This window comes from Leptothoe spongobia TAU-MAC 1115 (assembly GCF_018739885.1).
GTDB classification, from domain to species: domain Bacteria; phylum Cyanobacteriota; class Cyanobacteriia; order Phormidesmidales; family Phormidesmidaceae; genus Leptothoe; species Leptothoe spongobia.
Window position 1 is genome coordinate 39,794 of the sequence record NZ_JADOES010000014.1, and the last position, 17,733, is coordinate 57,526.

Genomic DNA, 17,733 nt, shown 5'->3' on the forward strand with positions numbered 1-17,733 from the left:
ATATGAAGCCTGTATTGTTAGCTTGGCGAATGACTTTGCTAAGCATGGTTATTGTTTTGGTCGATGTTGTGCCCAGCTATGGACAGAGTATAGTTGCCGATGGAACGGTAGGGACAACTGTTTCAGGGAGCGCTCCATTTACGATTACAGGGGGTACTCAGCAGTTAACGACCTTATTCCATAGTTTTCAAGAGTTTTCTCCCCAGACTGCGAATACTTTATTTCAGTTGGATAACAGCCAGGCTGCTGTAGATGTAGTTATCAGTCGAGTCACTGGTACAGACATCTCGCTGATTGATGGGCAGTTACAGCTGACAGGTGGTAATGATCCAAACTTGTTTTTGATCAATCCTAATGGCATTACCTTTGGTGCTAATGCCAGTTTGTTGTTGCCAGGATCATTTTTTGCGAGTACAGCAGAGAGTGTTTTATTCAACGATGGACTGAGTTTTAGTAGCCGCGAGCCCGATGTTGCACCGTTGCTGTCAGTTAATGTGCCAGTTGGGTTACAGTTTGGAGCTGTTGCCAATCCGATTACGGTTGCTCCAAGTAGTTTAGTGGTTAACTTGGGGGAGTCTCTAGGATTCTTAGGTGGAGAGCTTCAGTTTATAGGCAGTTTCTTGAATGCTCCTGAAGGAGAATTGTCTTTGGGTAGTGTGGCTCCAGGCAGCCAGGTAGCTCTGGATCTGGATACTTTTGGGCTGGACTATACTAACGCAACTGCTTTTCAAGATATTACCCTTGACCAGGAAGCCTATGCCGATGTCAGTGGCGATGGCGGTGGCACATTTCAAGTCCAGGGTCGTAATGTGAGTTTGTTGGGTAATGCTGTTTTAAGAGCCTCTAATCTGGGGCCGACTGATGGGGGGACGGTGACTGTTCGAGCCTCTGAACGGTTAGAGGTGACTGGTACAAATAATGCTGATTTTACCAGTGCTATCTACGCCAACGTTGGTGGTGAGGGGCGAGGTAACCAGTTAGTGCTTGAGGCAGATCAGTTATTCCTCAGTCAATCGGCTTTTGTGACCACCGATACGTTTGCTCAAGGTGCTAGTGGTGGGATGACCATCAATGCCAACGATGTTCTTATCTTTGGGAATTCTGATTTAGATTTAGAGCAAACTATCCTTGCCTCAGGTACCTTTGATGTTGGGCAAGGCGGAGATATTGATATTACGGCTGATCGTTTGTTTGCCCAAGGTAATTCACTACTTGCCGTTGACGTATGGGGAATAGGTTCTGATGCTGGCAATGGGGGTGAATTAAGACTGAACGTTGGCGAGTTAGTTCTGCGAGATGGAGCCCAGGCCTCAACATCCACCTTTGGAGATGGTAATTCTGGTGACTTGGTGGTGATGACTACGGAGTTAGTGCTACGAGAGGGCTCCCAAGTCATATCATCCACCTTTGGAGGTAGTGGTAACTCTGGTGACTTGGTGGTGATGACCATAGATTCAGTGGACATCGCTGGATTTAATACCTTTTCAGGAGATGTTTTTTCGAGCGGCTTATTTTCCAGTGCTGAACCGGATTCTACGGGGAATGCTGGCAATCTGAGTGTCACCACCCCTCGCTTAAGCGTTGTTCTGGGGGGGAAAGTTGCCGTTAATACACTTGGGGAGGGGGATGGGGGAAATATTACTATTCGTGCTGAGGAAATAGAGGTAGCCGATCCAATTGTGGATTTTGTAGGTGCGGTCAGTGGTCTAGTGGCCAATGCGGTGAGTGGTTCGACGGGCAATGGTGGCTCGTTAGATATTGAAGCCAATCGTTTAAGCGTCTATAACGGTGGACAAATTACGGCTTCTACAGATGGAGCAGGCGATGCGGGCACTGTAACAATTCGTGCAGATGAAATTGATGTTTCGGGACAGTCAGGCGATGGTCTGTTTCGTAGTGGAATTATGTCTGGTTCGAGGACGAATGCTGATGCTGGTTCGGTTAACTTGATGGGTAACCAGATTATGATTCGTGATGGTGCTGGGGTGTCGGTCAATAGTCTCAATGGAGGAGCTGCTGGCAACTTAGCGATTTCCACCGAGAGACTTTTTCTGACTGATGGAACGCTACAGGCAAAGGTGACGGGCGGCAGCGAAGGTGATCTTAATCTGGTCGCAACTGAAGTCATATTGTTGCGTCAAAATAGCCAGATTTTGACCAGTGCCACTGGTACGGCGACAGGGGGGAATATTACCCTGAGATCTCCGATAATTGTTGGGTTAGAAAATAGTGACATTATCGCGAATGCTGTATTGGGTAGTGGTGGCAATATTGACATCACCACCCAGGGACTAGTGGGCTTAGTTTTCCGCGAACAATTGACTCCTGAAAATGATATTACGGCTAGTTCTGAGTTTGGTGTTAGCGGTACTGTGGCGATCAACAACTTTGACGTTGAGCCAGATTCTGGTTTGGTGGAGCTGCCTATGGGGTTAGTCGATGCTAGTGAGCAAATTTCTCAAGGCTGTAAAGCGCAGGGTAATCGATTTTTTACGACTGGTCGAGGGGGAGTTGCTGCAGATCCAACAGATATTATAGGGCGCGATCGCACCTGGGTCGACACTCGTGATCTGACCCCATACTTCGGCAACTTCCTTGTTCCTATAGCTAATAATCCTGTGCGAGGGGAAGTTGCCGAAGCCATCACCTGGCAGACCAATGCGGCAGGTACTATTGAGTTAGTCGCCAATACTGGCAACACAACTCTCTCAAAAGTACCCTACGCGACTTGCTCAGGAGTATCCATAAATAATCAGAACTGAAATCATCAATATTGAGAAATTTGCTTAAAGGAAGAAGGTAATTTCTGTTTGTGAACAGAGGATCGCTATGATTGAATAGCAGAGGTGTAATCCTACCCATAGGCGACAAGAGAGCTTAGCCATGGCCGATTTCATTTGACCGGAAGAATTTTGTCTTGAGGGAATTTACGATGGTTGAAATCCATAGGGGCTAAGTACTATAGAACTAAAAATAAGTTAAGTATCTTTACTTAGTATGGTCCATGGATATGAGTCATAGGTTATCGGCTTGGCAAATGATTTTGCTAAGCACGGTTGTCGGTCTAGTCGATGCTATGCCCAGCTATGGACAGAGTGTAGTTGTAGATGGAACGGTAGGCACAATTGTCGAGGGGAGTGCTCCAGTCATTATCACTGGCGGCACCCAGCGGCTAACGACCTTGTTTCATAGTTTTCAAGATTTTTCACCTAACTCAGCTGATGTCCTATTTCAATTGAGTGATGGTCAAGGGGCGGTCGATGTCGTGGTTAGTCGCATTACAGGCCCTAATAGTTCACTGATTGATGGGCAATTGCAGCTAGTAGGAGGTAGCAATCCTGATTTCTTTTTAATTAATCCTAATGGCATTAGTTTTGGTCAAAATGCCAGTTTTCTGTTGCCAGGATCATTTTTTGCTAGTACAGCCGAGAGTATTTTATTTGACGATGGATTGAGCTTTAGTAGTCGCGAGCCTAGTGTCGCGCCTTTGCTGTCAGTTAGTGTCCCAGTTGGGCTGCAGTTTGGAGCTGTTGCCAGTCCGATTACGGTAGCTCAATCGAGTTTAGTGGTTAACTCGGGCGAATCCCTAGGGTTCTTAGGTGGAGAGCTTCAGTTTATAGGCAGTTTCTTGAATGCTCCTGCAGGGGAATTGTCTCTGGGCAGTGTGGCTCCAGGCAGTCAGGTAGCTCTGGAGCTGGATACTTTTGGGCTGGACTATACTAACGCAACTGCTTTTCAAGATATTACCCTTGACCAAGGTGCTTATGCTGATGTCAGTGGTGATGGTGGTGGCACCTTTCAAGTCCAAGGTCGTAACGTGAGACTGCTCGGCAATGCTGGTTTAGAGGCATCTAATCTGGGCCCGACTGATGGTGGAACGGTCACTATTCGAGCATCCGAACAGCTGCAGGTGACTGGTACATTTATTGGCGATTTTACTAGTATCATCTACGTTGATGTTTTTGGTGAGGGCCGAGGTAATCATTTGGTGATTGAGGCAGATAAGTTGTTACTCAGTCAAGCCGCTTTTGTTACTACCGATACCTTTGCTCAAGGTGCTGGTGGGGGTATGACAGTCAATGCAAACGATATTCTTATCCTTGGTAATCCTGATGGAAATGGCGATGCAACAACTCTTGCCTCAGGGACTTTCGATAGCGGACAAGGAGGAGATATTACAATTACTGCCGAGCGATTGATCGCTCAAGATTGGTCAAAGATTGCTGTTGATGTATTAGAGGTAGGTCCTAATATTGGGAATGGCGGCGATTTAAGGCTTAATGTTGGTGAGTTAGTTTTACGAAATGGAGCTCAGGTAGGAACAAGTACCTTTGGTGGTGGCAACTCAGGTGATTTAATGGTGATGGCCACAGATTCAGTTGAAATTACTGGATTTAATACCTATTTAGGTGATTTTTTTTCAAGTGGTTTATTTTCCAGTGCTGAACTGGATTCTACTGGGAATGCTGGTAGCCTAAGTATCACCACACCTCGATTAAGTGTTGTAGAAGGCGGGAAAGTTGCCGTAAACACTCTTGGAGAGGGAGATGGGGGGGATATTACTATTCGATCAGATGAAATAAAAGTTGCCGATCCAATTGTGGATTTTGTTGGCGCGGTGAGTGGTCTGGTGGCTAATGCGGTGAGTGGTTCGACAGGGAATGGTGGCTCGTTAGATATTGAAGCCAATCGTTTAAGTGTGTATAACGGTGGCCAAATTACGGCGTCTACGGATGGGTTAGGTAATGCAGGTACTGTAACTATTCGTGCCGGGGAGATTGATATTGCAGGGCAGTCGAGGGATGGTCTGTTTCGTAGTTCGATTATGTCTGGTTCGATGACCAACTCTGATGCAGGTTCGATTAATTTGACCGGTGGCCAGATCACGATTCGTGATGGTGCGAATGTATCGGTTAACAGTATCAATGGTGGTGATGCTGGCAACTTAAATATTGCGGCAGATCGGGTTTACCTTAATGATGGAACACTCCAGGCGAAGGTGACTGCAGGGAACGAGGGAGACATCAATCTAAGGGCGACTGAGATTTTGTTGCTACGCCAGAATAGCCAAATTGTTACTAGTGCGACTGAGATGGCTACGGGGGGAGATATTACGATCATGTCTCCTATAATTGTTGGGATTGAAAACAGTGATATTGTTGCCAATGCAGAATTTGGTACTGGTGGTAGCATTCAGATTACGACGCAGGGATTATTGGGGTTGGTTTTTCGCGATCAGCTTACCCCTGACAATGACATTACGGCGAGCTCTAAATTTGGTGTCACTGGTACTGTCGAAATTAGTAATTTTGAAGTTGAACCAGATTCTGGTTTGGTAGAACTGTCGACAAGTTTGGTGGATTCAACCGACCAGATTTCCCAGGGATGTGCTGGCGGGGCGAATCAGTTTGTTGTTACAGGGCTTGGTGGGGTGCCTGCTGCTCCGACTGAGATAATAAGTCGCGATCTTACCTGGGTTGATACCCGTGACTTAACCCCTTTTCTCGGTCATTTATCTACGGTTTCTGATGTAATAACTACAGGACTATCTGAGGAGATAGAAGCATCGAATTGGCACATCAATACAACAGGGCAGGTAGAACTTGTAGCTGCAGTTCCTATGCGAGCTAACGTTGCAACTTGTGCTACTACTAATGCTACTAATACTTCATCATGATGCCATTGTATTGTTTCTAAACATGACTCAATACCCCGCCTACGGTAGGGAAGCCATATCTAGAACGTCTATGTTTCAGGACTTTTATCGACATAACTACAAAAGCTTATTATTAGGTTAATAAGAAGTTTATTTATGGCTTACTTACAATGTCATGACTATTAGGTATTTAGTGAAGTAATTGGTCTGTATAGGTCTGATTTGATTTTGCCGTCACTACCATTGTTCGCTAGCCAGAATACCAGCCCAAATACGCTAAAAATCAGGCTAATGCTGATTAAAGCAGTGATGATAAAAATTCTTGTCTCTTTTGTTTGCATAATGGTGAGTCCAAAGATCTCCAGCACTAGCAAAAACTGAATTTACATACTGGAGAGTTATCCCTAAGGGCTGTGACGTATTCGCGAACTCAGTAGTTTCCGCATTGTGAGCAACTAGAACTTGTGGATACAGTTCCTCTTGAATTTGGCTGCGTAAGCTTGTACTGGTCTGCCCTAATTTTGGCGTAACTTTGAAATTACGATTGATTAACTAGGAGGATGAGAACAGGTAGCGTAAGCTTGGTTAGGTGGTACTTGAGCCCCTGTAAATTTAACTTGACCGACTTCATTGATTTGCCAAGTTGTTGCTTCAGCTAACTGTTCCGAACCATGGTTGATAGTGGATGCCTGATCAGGGGTGGAGGATGTAGACGTTAAGAAATTGGCTAGATCGCGAGTGTCCGCCCAGGTGAGATTGTGATTCACTGTACTCGTCGGATTAGTCGCCACACCACCACGACCACTAACAATAAACTGATTTCCACCGCTTGCCGAACAGCCTTGCGTAATTTGATTGCTAGGGTCAGCCAAACTTTCAGGCAATGTCACCAAGCCAGACTCAGGATTCACCACCAACTGATTAATGGTAACAATGCCATCAATGCCAACTTGCGAACTGACCGTAATATCGCTTTCAGGCGTTAGCACGGAGCGAAACTCTAGCCCTAACAGGTTTTGGGTCGCAATATTAATGTTGCCACCTTTGCCTGCAAAGGCATTAGCTACAATATCGCTGTTTTCCGATGGAACTGCCACAACGAAAGGAGCTGTGATTGTCAGGTTACCCCCGTTTCCACCACCGCTAGACTGACCAGCCGTAGTGGAAATTAAACTGTTATTTCGTAACACTAATATTTTGGCAATATCCAAGGTGAGGTTGCCGCCATCACCACTGGCCGTAGTGGCTGTGATTTGACTACGGTTGCTGAATAATCCTTGGTTAGTGTTAATTTTTACATTACCGGCCTGACCACCATTAGATTCGTTGCTGGATGTGATTAGGGCATCTGTCAAGTTCAAGATGTTGGCTTGGATTTGAATATCTCCACTGTCTCCAACCGCAGTTGCGGTTGCCCCGCTGTTGATGCGGCTATTGCTATTCAATGCCAGTATCCCTGAGACATTGAGGGATACCTGTCCGGCATCATTTAGCCCCGCTGTACTGGATGTGATTTCACCCTGTTGACTCAGTGTTAGTTGCTCTGTTTCAACATTTATCTGACCACCTTGGCCAGATGCTCTAGCAGCAACTTCAGCTGTCAAGCTGCTGCGAACTCCAGACGGAGACTGTCCACTAATACTTATGGTCTGAGCATTGACATCAATACTACCGCCTGCCCCAGATCCTTGAGTTGCTGTTGTAATAGTTGCCCCATCTATTAAATTCAGGGTGTCTACATTCAAGACGATGCGGCCTCCATCCCCAGCCACATTACCAACAACCCCTGCATTAATGGTGGTTACATCCCCATCGGGTGATTCCACAGCACCGTTGAGTTCAGCAACGTGTGCATTGATCACGATATTACCTGCATCCCCATCAGCTAGGGTTCTGGAGTCGATAAATGCCCCATCACTCATTTCTAATTTTTCAGTGTTGAGGGTAATGTTGCCACCTTGGGCCAGGGCAGTTGCTGTGTCATCCACCTCAACACTGATACCGCTACCATTGCCCCGTCCTGCTACCCCTGATAGTGAGATCAGCGTAGCCTGAATATTGACATTGCCGGCATTGCCCGAGGCCTCTGCATCGACATCCAAGATGGCACCATCCTGAAGAAATAACCGATTGGCTTGAATGGTGAGGTCACCACCGTTACCACTAGCATCGCTTTCTGTATTGACTTGACTGCTAAATCCATCTACATCGTTGCCACGAAAGATGACATCTTCTGTGGCCCGAATGGTGAGGTCACCTGCATCCCCGAAGCTTTCTGATTCTGCTACTAGCAGCGCTCCATCATCTACGAGCAGTGTCCCGGTAATGATGGTGAGGTTACCTGCATGACCGGTCGCATCATCGTCAACTTCTGTTTCCAACAGACTGAACTGATCAGTAATGGGGGAGACTCCACTAACTTCTACATAATTCGCAGTGATGGTAATGTCTCCCCCATTACCTGCACCTTCTGTTTCTGCCTCAATCGTTCCACCGTTTAATGTTAGTAACCGATCGGTCACAATGAGGATGTTGCTGCCATCACTCCCGGCAGTCGTATTATCCTCTACCTGGCTTTGGATCTGGGTAAAGCGCCTCGATGATTCACCATCGATATCTACCTGTTCTGAGCCGTAGATCACAATATCTCCGGCGATATCTCCAGATTCACTTTCATTCTCGACTCGGATACGTGCGCCAGACTGTAACGAGATTCGTCGCCCTTGGATTTGAATAGCGCCACCACCGTCACCATCATTTCGAATTTGGGCATCGTTGCGTAGGGTGATATCTCGCCACTCATTAACGGTTGGCTGATGGCCAAGGGTGAGTTGATTATCTGAGCTAATGGGGACTAAGGCATCTGCTGCGGCAAAGAGTTCTACACGACCTTCTGCGGCAAAGATTTCGCCCGCATCAAAGGTGATGTCCCCGCCGACAAATCCCAGGGTTTGCTCCGGTGCTATGTCTAGGCCAAATTCTGATTGATTCAAGATATTGCCTGGGTTAGTCCCAAGCTGTAGACCGACCGGTGCTGTGATGGTTAAAAGTGGAGCTGCTGCTGGGTCGATGGCGCTAAACGCCAAGCCACCTTGAAACACCACGCTATCGGCGGTGCTGGCAATAAAGGAGCCAGGTAGAAATAATCCAGCATTGGCCCCAAACGTAATGCCATTGGGATTAATTAGAAATAAATCTGGTGAGGGTGTTCCCCTATCTTGCAAAATAGCTAAGTCGCCATCAATAAACGAGGTCTGGTTGCCCGTTACTCGACCAACGACAACATTGACGGCCTCGGTTGCAACTGTATTTTGACTATCCCTGAGGTCAAAAATCACATGGGTAGTTGCTGGTGAGAACGTATCAAAACTATGGAACAGGGCTGCATCTGTACTATTGGCGCGCACCGTTCCTTCAGTGATTGCGATGACGGGGCCTAGATTATTAATAACTGTATCGGTATCACCTGCACCTGGTGTTGGCGTCACCTGTTGGGCCCAGACGGGGGCTATCCAATAACTGCCTGTTAGCAGGGCGAGTCCAACATGTTGCCAGAGGTTCACACTTCCTTTTAGCTGCTCAAGCTGGGTGGGGACATTGACATCTATCACATCTATCTTTTTGGAAGATGCTTTAACCATAGGACGGTCAATGGGCTATGAAGAGTTTGCTATACGTAACGAGGGAAGATGTCCTATCCGATGATAATGCGATATTTATAGGGGGACATCAAGGATTCGTCATCTTGCATCAAGGATTTATTATCCTGATTCAGATTGCCCAAGGTTTGAATAGGTTATGGCTGCATAGGTTAAGGGGCATGCTATGAGACGTTTGTCTTCCCAATCACAAAAGTTTCGTCTGTTGGGCTTAGGGCTACTGGGCTTGGTATTGGCGTTTGCGATCGCGCTCACTCCCTTACCCGCACCCGCCGCACCCCCCCCAGCGACTACGCTTGAAACCAGGGCGTCAGTGGATCCCCTGAGCGCTGGCCGAGTTTACTACACGTCAGGACAGTTCGCCGCTGCCATTGAGCAATGGCAGACAGCGGCTCAAATCGCTGACCAGCAGGGGGACTTAGCCAGCCAGGTGATGAGCTGGAATGGCATAGCATCTGCCCATCAAGCATTGAGCCAGTGGGCCCAGGCTAATCAATCTATTGAACAAAGCCAAACTCTCCTAAACAATGCGTCTGCTCCAGAGCCTATCCTTTGGGCCCAGACCCTCAATACCCAAGCCAGTCTCCTCTTAAACCATACGGGCCAGGCCGAAGCCGCATTAGAAACCTGGCAGCAAGCGGAGCATTACTACCAGGAGGCTGGAGACCTATTAGGTACCTTAGGCGTCCAAATTAACCAGGCGCAGGCTTTGCAAACCTTGGGCTTTTATCGCCGGGCCAGACATCAGTTAGAAGCCCTTGATCAACAGCTGATATCGATGCCGGATAGCGATATCAAAGTAGCTGCATTGCGGAGTCTGGGACAGACATTACAGCTGATTGGAGTGCCGAGAGACAGCTATGATGCCCTCGCTCAGAGCCTAGAGACTGCCCGTAATATCGGTGCAACATCGGATGTTAGCTCCATCTATTTGAGCATTGCTAAACTAGCTTTCAAACTGGATTCTCCAGCCCAAGCCTTAGAGTATTTTCAAGCTGCCGAAGCGAGCGCCCTCATGCCCCTCGATCAGCTGCAGGCCCGACTTGGTAAACTAGCCAGTTACATCAACATGGGCGATATCAAATCAATTTCTGGGGTGACAGCGTCCATACAGCAGCAGCTAAATACCTTACCCCCCAGTCGGACCACCGTTTACGGCACCATCAATTTGGCCCACAGTCTGGCTCGGTTACCCCATTCTCAACGACCGATCTCGAATCAGACAATCAATCAGCTTTTGGCAGACGCCTTGCAGGCTGCCAAAAGCTTGGGCGATCAACGGGCCGAGGCTTATACGCTTTCCCAACTGGGGCAGCTCTATCACCAAAACCACCAAGAGTCGGCAGCGCTCACCCTGTCTCAAAAATCTCTTACCCTGGCGGAATCGATTCAATCGCCAGACATTATTTCCCAATCAGCCTGGCAGTTAGGGAAGTTGTTCAAACAGCAGCAACAGCAAGAGTCGGCTGTGGAAGCTTATACCAAAGCCGTGACGGCATTACAGTCCCTACGAGGGGATCTGGTTGCGATTAATCAAGATATTCAATTCTCCTATCGAGAGGAAGTTGAGCCTGTGTATCGAGAGCTGGTAGCCCTACTGCTGGCTGAAAATAGTCAAGCTTCCCTAAGGCAAGCCCGAGATGTATTAGAAGATTTACAAGTTGCTGAGTTAGATAACTTTTTCCAGGAAGCCTGTTTGGATTTAGAAAGTAATCCTATTGATCAGCTTGATGCTAAGGCTACTGTGGTGTATTCCATTATTCTTGATGGCCAGCTGTCGGTGATTTATTCTCAGCCTGATCAACCCCTGCAAGCCTATGCAACAGAGGTGGACCAAGCAACCCTGGAAACTACCTTGCGTTCATTCTTGGCCAGTTTGCATCCATCTGCGGATCGTCCACAACAACTGACCTATTCCCAAACTCTGTACGATTGGATCATTCGTCCAGCGGAAGAAGCTGGTATCCTGCATTCTGATCAAACCTTGGTGTTTGTGCTGGATGGCTTGTTGCGCAACCTGCCCATGGCCGCGCTCCATGATGGTGAACAGTACCTGATTGAAAAATATGCGATAGCGCTGTCGCCAGGCTTGCAGCTATTGCCTGCCAGTGTGTTTAGTCAGCAAGACACTCGGGCCATTGTCGCAGGCATTAGTGAATCTCGTGGCCGCTTTAGTGCCTTACCTGCGGTCCAAGAGGAGGTGACAACCATTAGCCAGCTCTTGCCATCATTACGGTTGTTAAATCATAAATTTACTAAGCAGTCACTGCGTCAAAGCCTAAGTGATCGCCGAGTCAATGTGGTGCATTTAGCCACCCACGGCCGGTTTAGCTCCGAATTTAGCCAAACTTTTTTTCTGACCTGGGATGGTGTGGTCAACATTAACGAGCTATCAGAACTGCTTAAACGTCGGCAGACGGACAGTAGTAGGCCGATTGAGCTGTTGACACTGAGTGCTTGTGAAACCGCCACCGGAGATGATCGAGCTGCGTTGGGATTGGCAGGGCTAGCTGTGCGTTCGGGGGCTCGTTCCACCCTTGCTACCCTTTGGGCCGTCAAGGATGAAGTGGCCAAGCAACTGATGACCACCGTGTACGAGAACTTGGGACAGGCATCGCTGACAAAGGCTGAAGCCCTGCGTCAGGCACAGCTAGAGCTGTTGCATAGTGATGACTTTGCCGATCCGTTTTTCTGGGCCGCTTATGTCTTGATTGGTAATTGGCTCTGATCGGTTGCTGCTGTCTGAGGGCTTCCTGATGGTGAAGGCGGGATGAAAGAACTTTTTGTCAATATGATTAATCTTAAAAAATGTCTACTAGATAGAAATCTTTTTACAGATCTTATTTTAGACCTTGTAATATTGAACTTAATTGGTGCTCTCTAGGAAGATTTTTCTTCTCAAGAGATTCTATGGTTTTGCTAAAGTATCCCGTCACTAAGACTATTTGCCGCTTAGGGTTGGGCTTCTTCAGTATGAAAGATTTCTCAGGATGCAAAATTTCTTATTACAGGTGCATTTGATTTCATTCAGTGTTCGCGCCCTGCCTCTACCATGATTAAGTACATGTAGTTATCCAATTATCCAGTGCCTATTTACGTTGCCTAGTTGATGTATTGGCATACATGTACTGGCATATTTGAGCATCAGATTCTTGGCTAGAATCGAGTGAGGTTATTTACGATGAAATATGGCCTGCCAACTAACTTCATTGGGCTGATCTATTCTGCTGTAGGCATGTGGATAGTTGCGGCAACACCCGGTTGGGCCGTAGTTTTCGTGCCATCGGCGGATAATACAGCCCCCCTGCAAAGTAGCGGAGACCCATCACGGAGTAGTTTCCAATTTATTCCCCCACCGAATAATCCCACTCCTCGTCACAGTTCTGGTGGCTCTTCGCGGGTTGGGTTTATACCGCCTTTAGATGGCCCTGTTCCTGTCGATGGGGATGTCTCCCGTGGTGCTAGCTTTATTCCCCCGCCGAATAATCCCACCCCTCGTCACAGTTCTGGTGGTTCTTCGCGCCATGACGATTTAATTCAGCTGGATGGTGGCGATAATGGAGCTACTGGGGTGATGTTGGCATTGATTCCACCTAGCTTCTATGGGCTCACTGTCTCATCAAGGCCAACGTTCATGGCCTATTTGCCTGCGTCTAGGGCCCACAAGGCAATTTTTAGTCTCCAGGATGCAGCGCAAGCGGTGGTCTATGAACGGACAATTCCCCTCAGCGGAGAGGGGGGGATTTTGCAGGTTTCGCTGCCCCAAGATGCGCCGGAGTTAGCTGTAGGTAAGCCCTATCGCTGGTTTATAACGTTACAGACAGAGGATTACCTAACGCCGGGCAGCCCCTATGTAGATGCTTGGATTAAACGAATTGAGCCTACTTCGGTTGTTTCTCAGGCGATAGCTAGCCATGATCCGTTAGGCATGACTGAGGTTTTTGCTCGGGAAGGTCTGTGGTATGACGCGTCAGCCCAGCTTGCTAGTTTACAGCTCACGTCCCATAGTCCCAGTATTGCTGACAGTTGGGCTGAGTTTTTGACATCTGTAGACCTAGATTTTCTGATCGGGCGCTCTTTTTTGGGAGAATAAAGCTGGCTTAGGTATGTTCTAAAAAGATTGGTTGAAAAACGTCTACTTGGACCTTATTTGCCGACTTTATTTGTCTATTATGCTGATTTTTAGGACATGGGAATAATCATCTAGTAAGTGTTTTTAGCTCGCCTGAAACAGTTGATTCAGCAAACTAAGCCTATTTGGTTAGTCGCTCCAGGGGTGACAATAGCTGTCATTTTGGCGAATAGTTTTGGGGTTTTTAACTTACTGGAGTGGGCCGTTCGTGATCAGTTTTTTCGGCTGAGGCCCCTGGTAGCTATGAGCGATCAGGTGGTGGTTGTTACTATCGATGAGCCTGATATTAAGTCCCTAGGAGACTGGCCCATTACCGATGAGGTTTTAGCTCAATTATTGGTTGCTGTACGGGACCAAAACCCCCGAGTGATTGGCCTAGATCTTTATCGGGATTTACCTGAAGCTCCGGGGCATGACGAGCTACTAGAGGTTTTTAAGACTACGCCTAATTTAATTGGTGTTGAGACGATTTCGGAGCGTCCAGTGGCACCGCCACCGGTGTTGGATGAATTAGGTCAAGTTGCGATCGCTGATTTTGTGGAGGACAAGGACCAAACCATCCGGCGGATTTTACTCGGAGCTGAAGATAGCCGCAACCAATCCTTTAAGACGGGGTTAGGCACCCAGATGGCGCTGGATTATTTAGAGCAAGATGGAATTACCTTGGAGCCAGTCGCCCCCGAGCGGCAGCAATATCAATTAGGGCAAGCTACATTTCTGCCCATGGTGCGGCAGGCCGCAGGTTATTTTTATGATGATCTCGGTGGCTATCAAATTCTGCTCGATTGGCATGGCCCTAGCTGTCAGTTTCAAACGGTTTCCATTACTGATGTGTTGGCGGGAAATATACCCACCGATATGATGCGGGATCGCATTGTTTATATCGGTTCGATTGCTGCTAGTACCAACGATTTCTTTGCCACCCCCTACAGTGGTGGTTTTCGCCCCCAGTATCCACCCATGGCAGGGGTGATGGTGCATGCCAATATTACGAGCTATCTGCTGGATAGCGCTCTGGGAAAGCGCCCTTTCTTGACAGGATGGACGCGGTACAAGCAATGGGCCTGGATCATGGCTTGGGCCTTGGCCGGAACCCTGGGTAATTGGTGGCTGGAAACCTACAATCATCGTCAGAAACAGCAGCGGTCCTGGCGACTGACGCCAAACATATTCACCACTGGTGGGGTGGTAACCTTGCTAGGCATTGCCTACGGCAGTTTTTTGATGGGGTTGCTGCTGCCAGTAGTGCCGCCACTGGTGGCTTGGGTGGGAAGTGCGATCGCAACCACTAGCCGGTTTAAAAATCAACGCTTGCAGCTGACTAATCAACAGCTGATGGACTATGCAGCCACCCTCGAAACCAAAGTACAGGAGCGGACCCAAGAGCTGGTTGACGCTAAGCAGGCAGCGGATAATGCTAACCAAGCCAAAAGTGAGTTTTTAGCCAATATGAGTCATGAGCTCCGCACACCACTCAATGGCATCTTAGGCTATGCCCAAATTCTACAAAAAAACCACCATCTGACTGACGACGACCAGAATAGAATTTCGATTATTCACCAGTGTGGAGCCCACTTACTAACGTTGATCAATGACATTTTAGACCTGGCTAAGGTGGAAGCCAGGAAACTAGAGCTGTTCCCCACAGAAACCGACCTAGAGTCATTACTGTTAGGGGTGATGGAAATGTGTGAAGTAAGGGCCCGAACAAAAGGCGTCACATTAAATCTGGACCTTGATCATCCACTGCCCCAAACCGTGATGATCGATGAAAAACGGTTTCGTCAGGTTTTGATTAATTTGATTGGTAATGGCATCAAATTTACCGATCAAGGGAGTGTTACGTTTAGTGTTGAGCGATTAGACAGAGCTACCGCCAGGACCGCTAACTCGACATTAGTCAATGATATATCTAACAACTCAGACTCGAAGCTTTGCCCCATGCGCATATGCGTTGAGGATACGGGCATGGGCATTTCTCCAGAACAACTGGAAATGATTTTTAAGCCCTTTGAGCAAATGGTGAATGGTCAGCGTAAGGCAGAAGGAACGGGCTTAGGGCTGGCCATCAGTCAGCATATTGTGAATCTCATGGGTAGCCAGCTGCAAGTGAGTAGCCAGATTGGAGAAGGTAGCCGATTTTGGGTGGATCTGAATATACCTGTGCTGGACTATGGCAATAACCATCGCTCCAGTAAACCAGTTAAGAAGATTATTGGGATTGAGGGAACAGTTCCAACGGTTTTAGTGATTGATGATAATCCGGAAAACTCGTCTCTACTAGTCGACTTTCTGGGGGCCATCGGGTTTCGCACCTGCATTGCAACCGATGGCCTGATGGGGTTGACCCTGGCTCAACAACAGCAGCCTGATGTGATTGTTGCCGAATTAGTGACGTCTACGTTAGGTGGGGTGGAGTTAATTCAACAGTTGTGCCAACCTTCAATGGGCACAACTCCAACGAGTAAATCCATTCCCGTGATTGTCATGAGTGCCAATGTCTTTGAATCAGACCGCCAGAAAAGTTTAGCGGCTGGAGCGAGTGTGTTCCTTCCTAAACCAATTGATCTTGATGCATTATTGGATACGTTGCAGACCATACTAAGGCTGCAATGGATTTACGAGCATCCTATTGTGGAAACGACTCACCCTAACGTTTTAGAGCGGGAAACCTATAATGCGGTACCCTTGCCCTCTGCCGTGATGGATGAGCTATATCACTTAGCCATGATGGGCAATGTTCAGGGGATTGAAACGAAGGTGAAAGAGATAGCAGTGACAGACGCCCACGCTCAAGAGTTTGTCGATCGGCTGCAAATATTAGCTGCTAATTTTCAAATCAAACAGATTAAACATCTGTTGCATGCTCACGTATCACCACAAGAGCTGTTATGACTTCCATCTCAAGTAAACCCATTCGAATCTTACTTGTGGATGATAATGCCATGAACCTGAGGGTGCTATCCGATGCGCTCCACGGAAATGATTGGACGACGTTAGTGGCAACTGATGGTATGTCTGCCATTGAACAGGCTAAATATGCACAGCCTGATTTAATTCTGCTGGATGTGATGATGTCCGGGATTGATGGTTTTGAAACCTGTCAACGCTTAAAAGCACAAGCCGATACCCAGGCAATACCTGTGATTTTTATGACGGCCCTTGCAGATGCAGTCCATAAGGTCCGGGGATTGGAGATGGGAGCAGTGGACTATATTACTAAACCCTTTCAGCAAGAGGAGGTATTAGCTCGGGTCAAACTTCATTTGCGACTAAGTTTGCTGACTCAACAGTTAGAATCACAAAATACCTTACTAACCCAGGAAATTTCTGAAAAGACGGTTGCTGAATCTCGACTACAGCACCTGATGCAAGATCTGGAAAATAGGGTACAACAGCGTACCTCCGAGTTGTCAAACTCTCTGAGGCAACTACAGCAGGCTCAGCTACAGTTGGTTCAGAGTGAAAAAATGTCAGTTTTGGGCAATTTAATCGCTGGTGTAGCCCATGAGCTCAACAATCCCATCAATTTTCTGCAAGGTAATCTCGAACCGGCTAAAGACTATATTGATGACTTACTGCGGTTGATTGATCTCTATCAGAAAACGTTTCCTGAATCTGATCAGGTGATTGAGGATGAGATTGCCAATATTGATCTGGACTTCTTGCGACAAGACTTACAAAAATTGTTGGCATCAATGGCTGTAGGGATAGATCGGATTTTTAACATTAGTGTGAGTTTAAGAACATTTTCCCGTGCCGATAAAGAATATAAGGTGCCTTTTAATGTGCATGATGGGCTTAACAGTACCTTACTCATTTTGAAGCATCGCTTGAAGGAACGGGAGAACAGAGCTGAAATTCACATTCAGAGATGTTATCAAGAGATCCCAGAGATTGAATGTTTTGCAGGACAACTCAATCAGGTCTTTATGAATCTGTTGGCAAACGCGATTGATGCTTTTGATGAGGTTGAGCTATCCTGCTGTGATCTTGATGCTCAGACTAATAAAATTATCGTGAGTACTGGATTGGCTGAGGACAATGATAATATTCTGATCACTATTGAGGATAATGGTGCGGGCATTGATGAGACGATCAAACCTCGCATCTTTGATCATTTATTTACTACCAAGGGTGTTGGCCGTGGGACAGGATTAGGCTTGGCGATTGTCCGGCAAATTGTAGTCGATAAGCACGGTGGTTCAATTGATGTGGCATCTACCTTAGGTAAGGGAACCTGTTTTATCCTGATGTTACCGATTAAAGCGTCGGAAGCTTAGTTG

Annotated in this window: 7 protein-coding genes; 6 read left to right on the top strand and 1 reads right to left on the bottom strand. The window is 47.3% G+C overall.

Annotated elements, in window-relative coordinates; all coding sequences use genetic code 11:
* The first annotated feature begins 44 nt into the window (after nucleotides 1-44).
* The gene (locus IXB50_RS09415; RefSeq protein ID WP_215608705.1) at nucleotides 45-2,762 is read left to right on the top strand and encodes a beta strand repeat-containing protein; all 2,718 of its coding nucleotides are present in this window, start codon (nucleotides 45-47) and stop codon (nucleotides 2,760-2,762) included.
* Between the two features lie 248 nt (nucleotides 2,763-3,010).
* Nucleotides 3,011-5,677 carry a beta strand repeat-containing protein gene (locus tag IXB50_RS09420; RefSeq protein ID WP_215608706.1) on the top strand — a complete coding sequence of 889 codons (2,667 nt, stop codon included), beginning with the start codon at nucleotides 3,011-3,013 and terminating at the stop codon, nucleotides 5,675-5,677.
* 527 nt (nucleotides 5,678-6,204) lie between these two features.
* Here the strand turns inward: IXB50_RS09420 and IXB50_RS09425 are convergent.
* Complete coding sequence (locus tag IXB50_RS09425) at nucleotides 6,205-9,297, bottom strand: beta strand repeat-containing protein (RefSeq protein WP_215608707.1); 3,093 nt, start codon at nucleotides 9,295-9,297, stop codon at nucleotides 6,205-6,207.
* A 184-nt stretch (nucleotides 9,298-9,481) separates the two neighbouring features.
* On the opposite strand from IXB50_RS09425, the gene IXB50_RS09430 reads away from it, so the two are divergent.
* The 4 genes from IXB50_RS09430 (at nucleotide 9,482) to IXB50_RS09445 (ending at nucleotide 17,730) form a co-directional block, all read left to right on the top strand.
* A complete protein-coding gene (locus IXB50_RS09430; RefSeq protein ID WP_215608708.1) occupies nucleotides 9,482-12,043 on the top strand; it encodes a CHAT domain-containing protein in 2,562 nt (853 codons plus the stop codon).
* A 453-nt stretch (nucleotides 12,044-12,496) separates the two neighbouring features.
* Nucleotides 12,497-13,408: a DUF928 domain-containing protein gene (locus IXB50_RS09435; RefSeq protein ID WP_215608709.1), complete on the top strand. Its 912-nt coding sequence runs from the start codon at nucleotides 12,497-12,499 to the stop codon at nucleotides 13,406-13,408.
* A gap of 117 nt (nucleotides 13,409-13,525) precedes the next feature.
* Nucleotides 13,526-16,342, top strand: coding sequence for a CHASE2 domain-containing protein (locus IXB50_RS09440; RefSeq protein ID WP_215608710.1), 2,817 nt, complete (start codon nucleotides 13,526-13,528; stop codon nucleotides 16,340-16,342).
* The gene (locus tag IXB50_RS09445) at nucleotides 16,339-17,730 is read left to right on the top strand and encodes a sensor histidine kinase (RefSeq protein WP_215608711.1); all 1,392 of its coding nucleotides are present in this window, start codon (nucleotides 16,339-16,341) and stop codon (nucleotides 17,728-17,730) included. Before IXB50_RS09440 ends, IXB50_RS09445 begins: the two co-directional genes overlap by 4 nt.
* Nucleotides 17,731-17,733 lie beyond the last annotated feature (3 nt).

Bases quoted from the DNA above. Each gene is read 5' to 3' on its own strand.
- IXB50_RS09415 (WP_215608705.1), top strand. From the start codon at position 45: ATGGTTATTGTTTTGGTCGATGTTGTGCCCAGCTATGGACAGAGTATA.
- IXB50_RS09420 (WP_215608706.1), top strand. From the start codon at position 3,011: ATGAGTCATAGGTTATCGGCTTGGCAAATGATTTTGCTAAGCACGGTT.
- IXB50_RS09425 (WP_215608707.1), bottom strand. From the start codon at position 9,297: ATGGTTAAAGCATCTTCCAAAAAGATAGATGTGATAGATGTCAATGTC.
- IXB50_RS09430 (WP_215608708.1), top strand. From the start codon at position 9,482: ATGAGACGTTTGTCTTCCCAATCACAAAAGTTTCGTCTGTTGGGCTTA.
- IXB50_RS09435 (WP_215608709.1), top strand. From the start codon at position 12,497: ATGAAATATGGCCTGCCAACTAACTTCATTGGGCTGATCTATTCTGCT.
- IXB50_RS09445 (WP_215608711.1), top strand. From the start codon at position 16,339: ATGACTTCCATCTCAAGTAAACCCATTCGAATCTTACTTGTGGATGAT.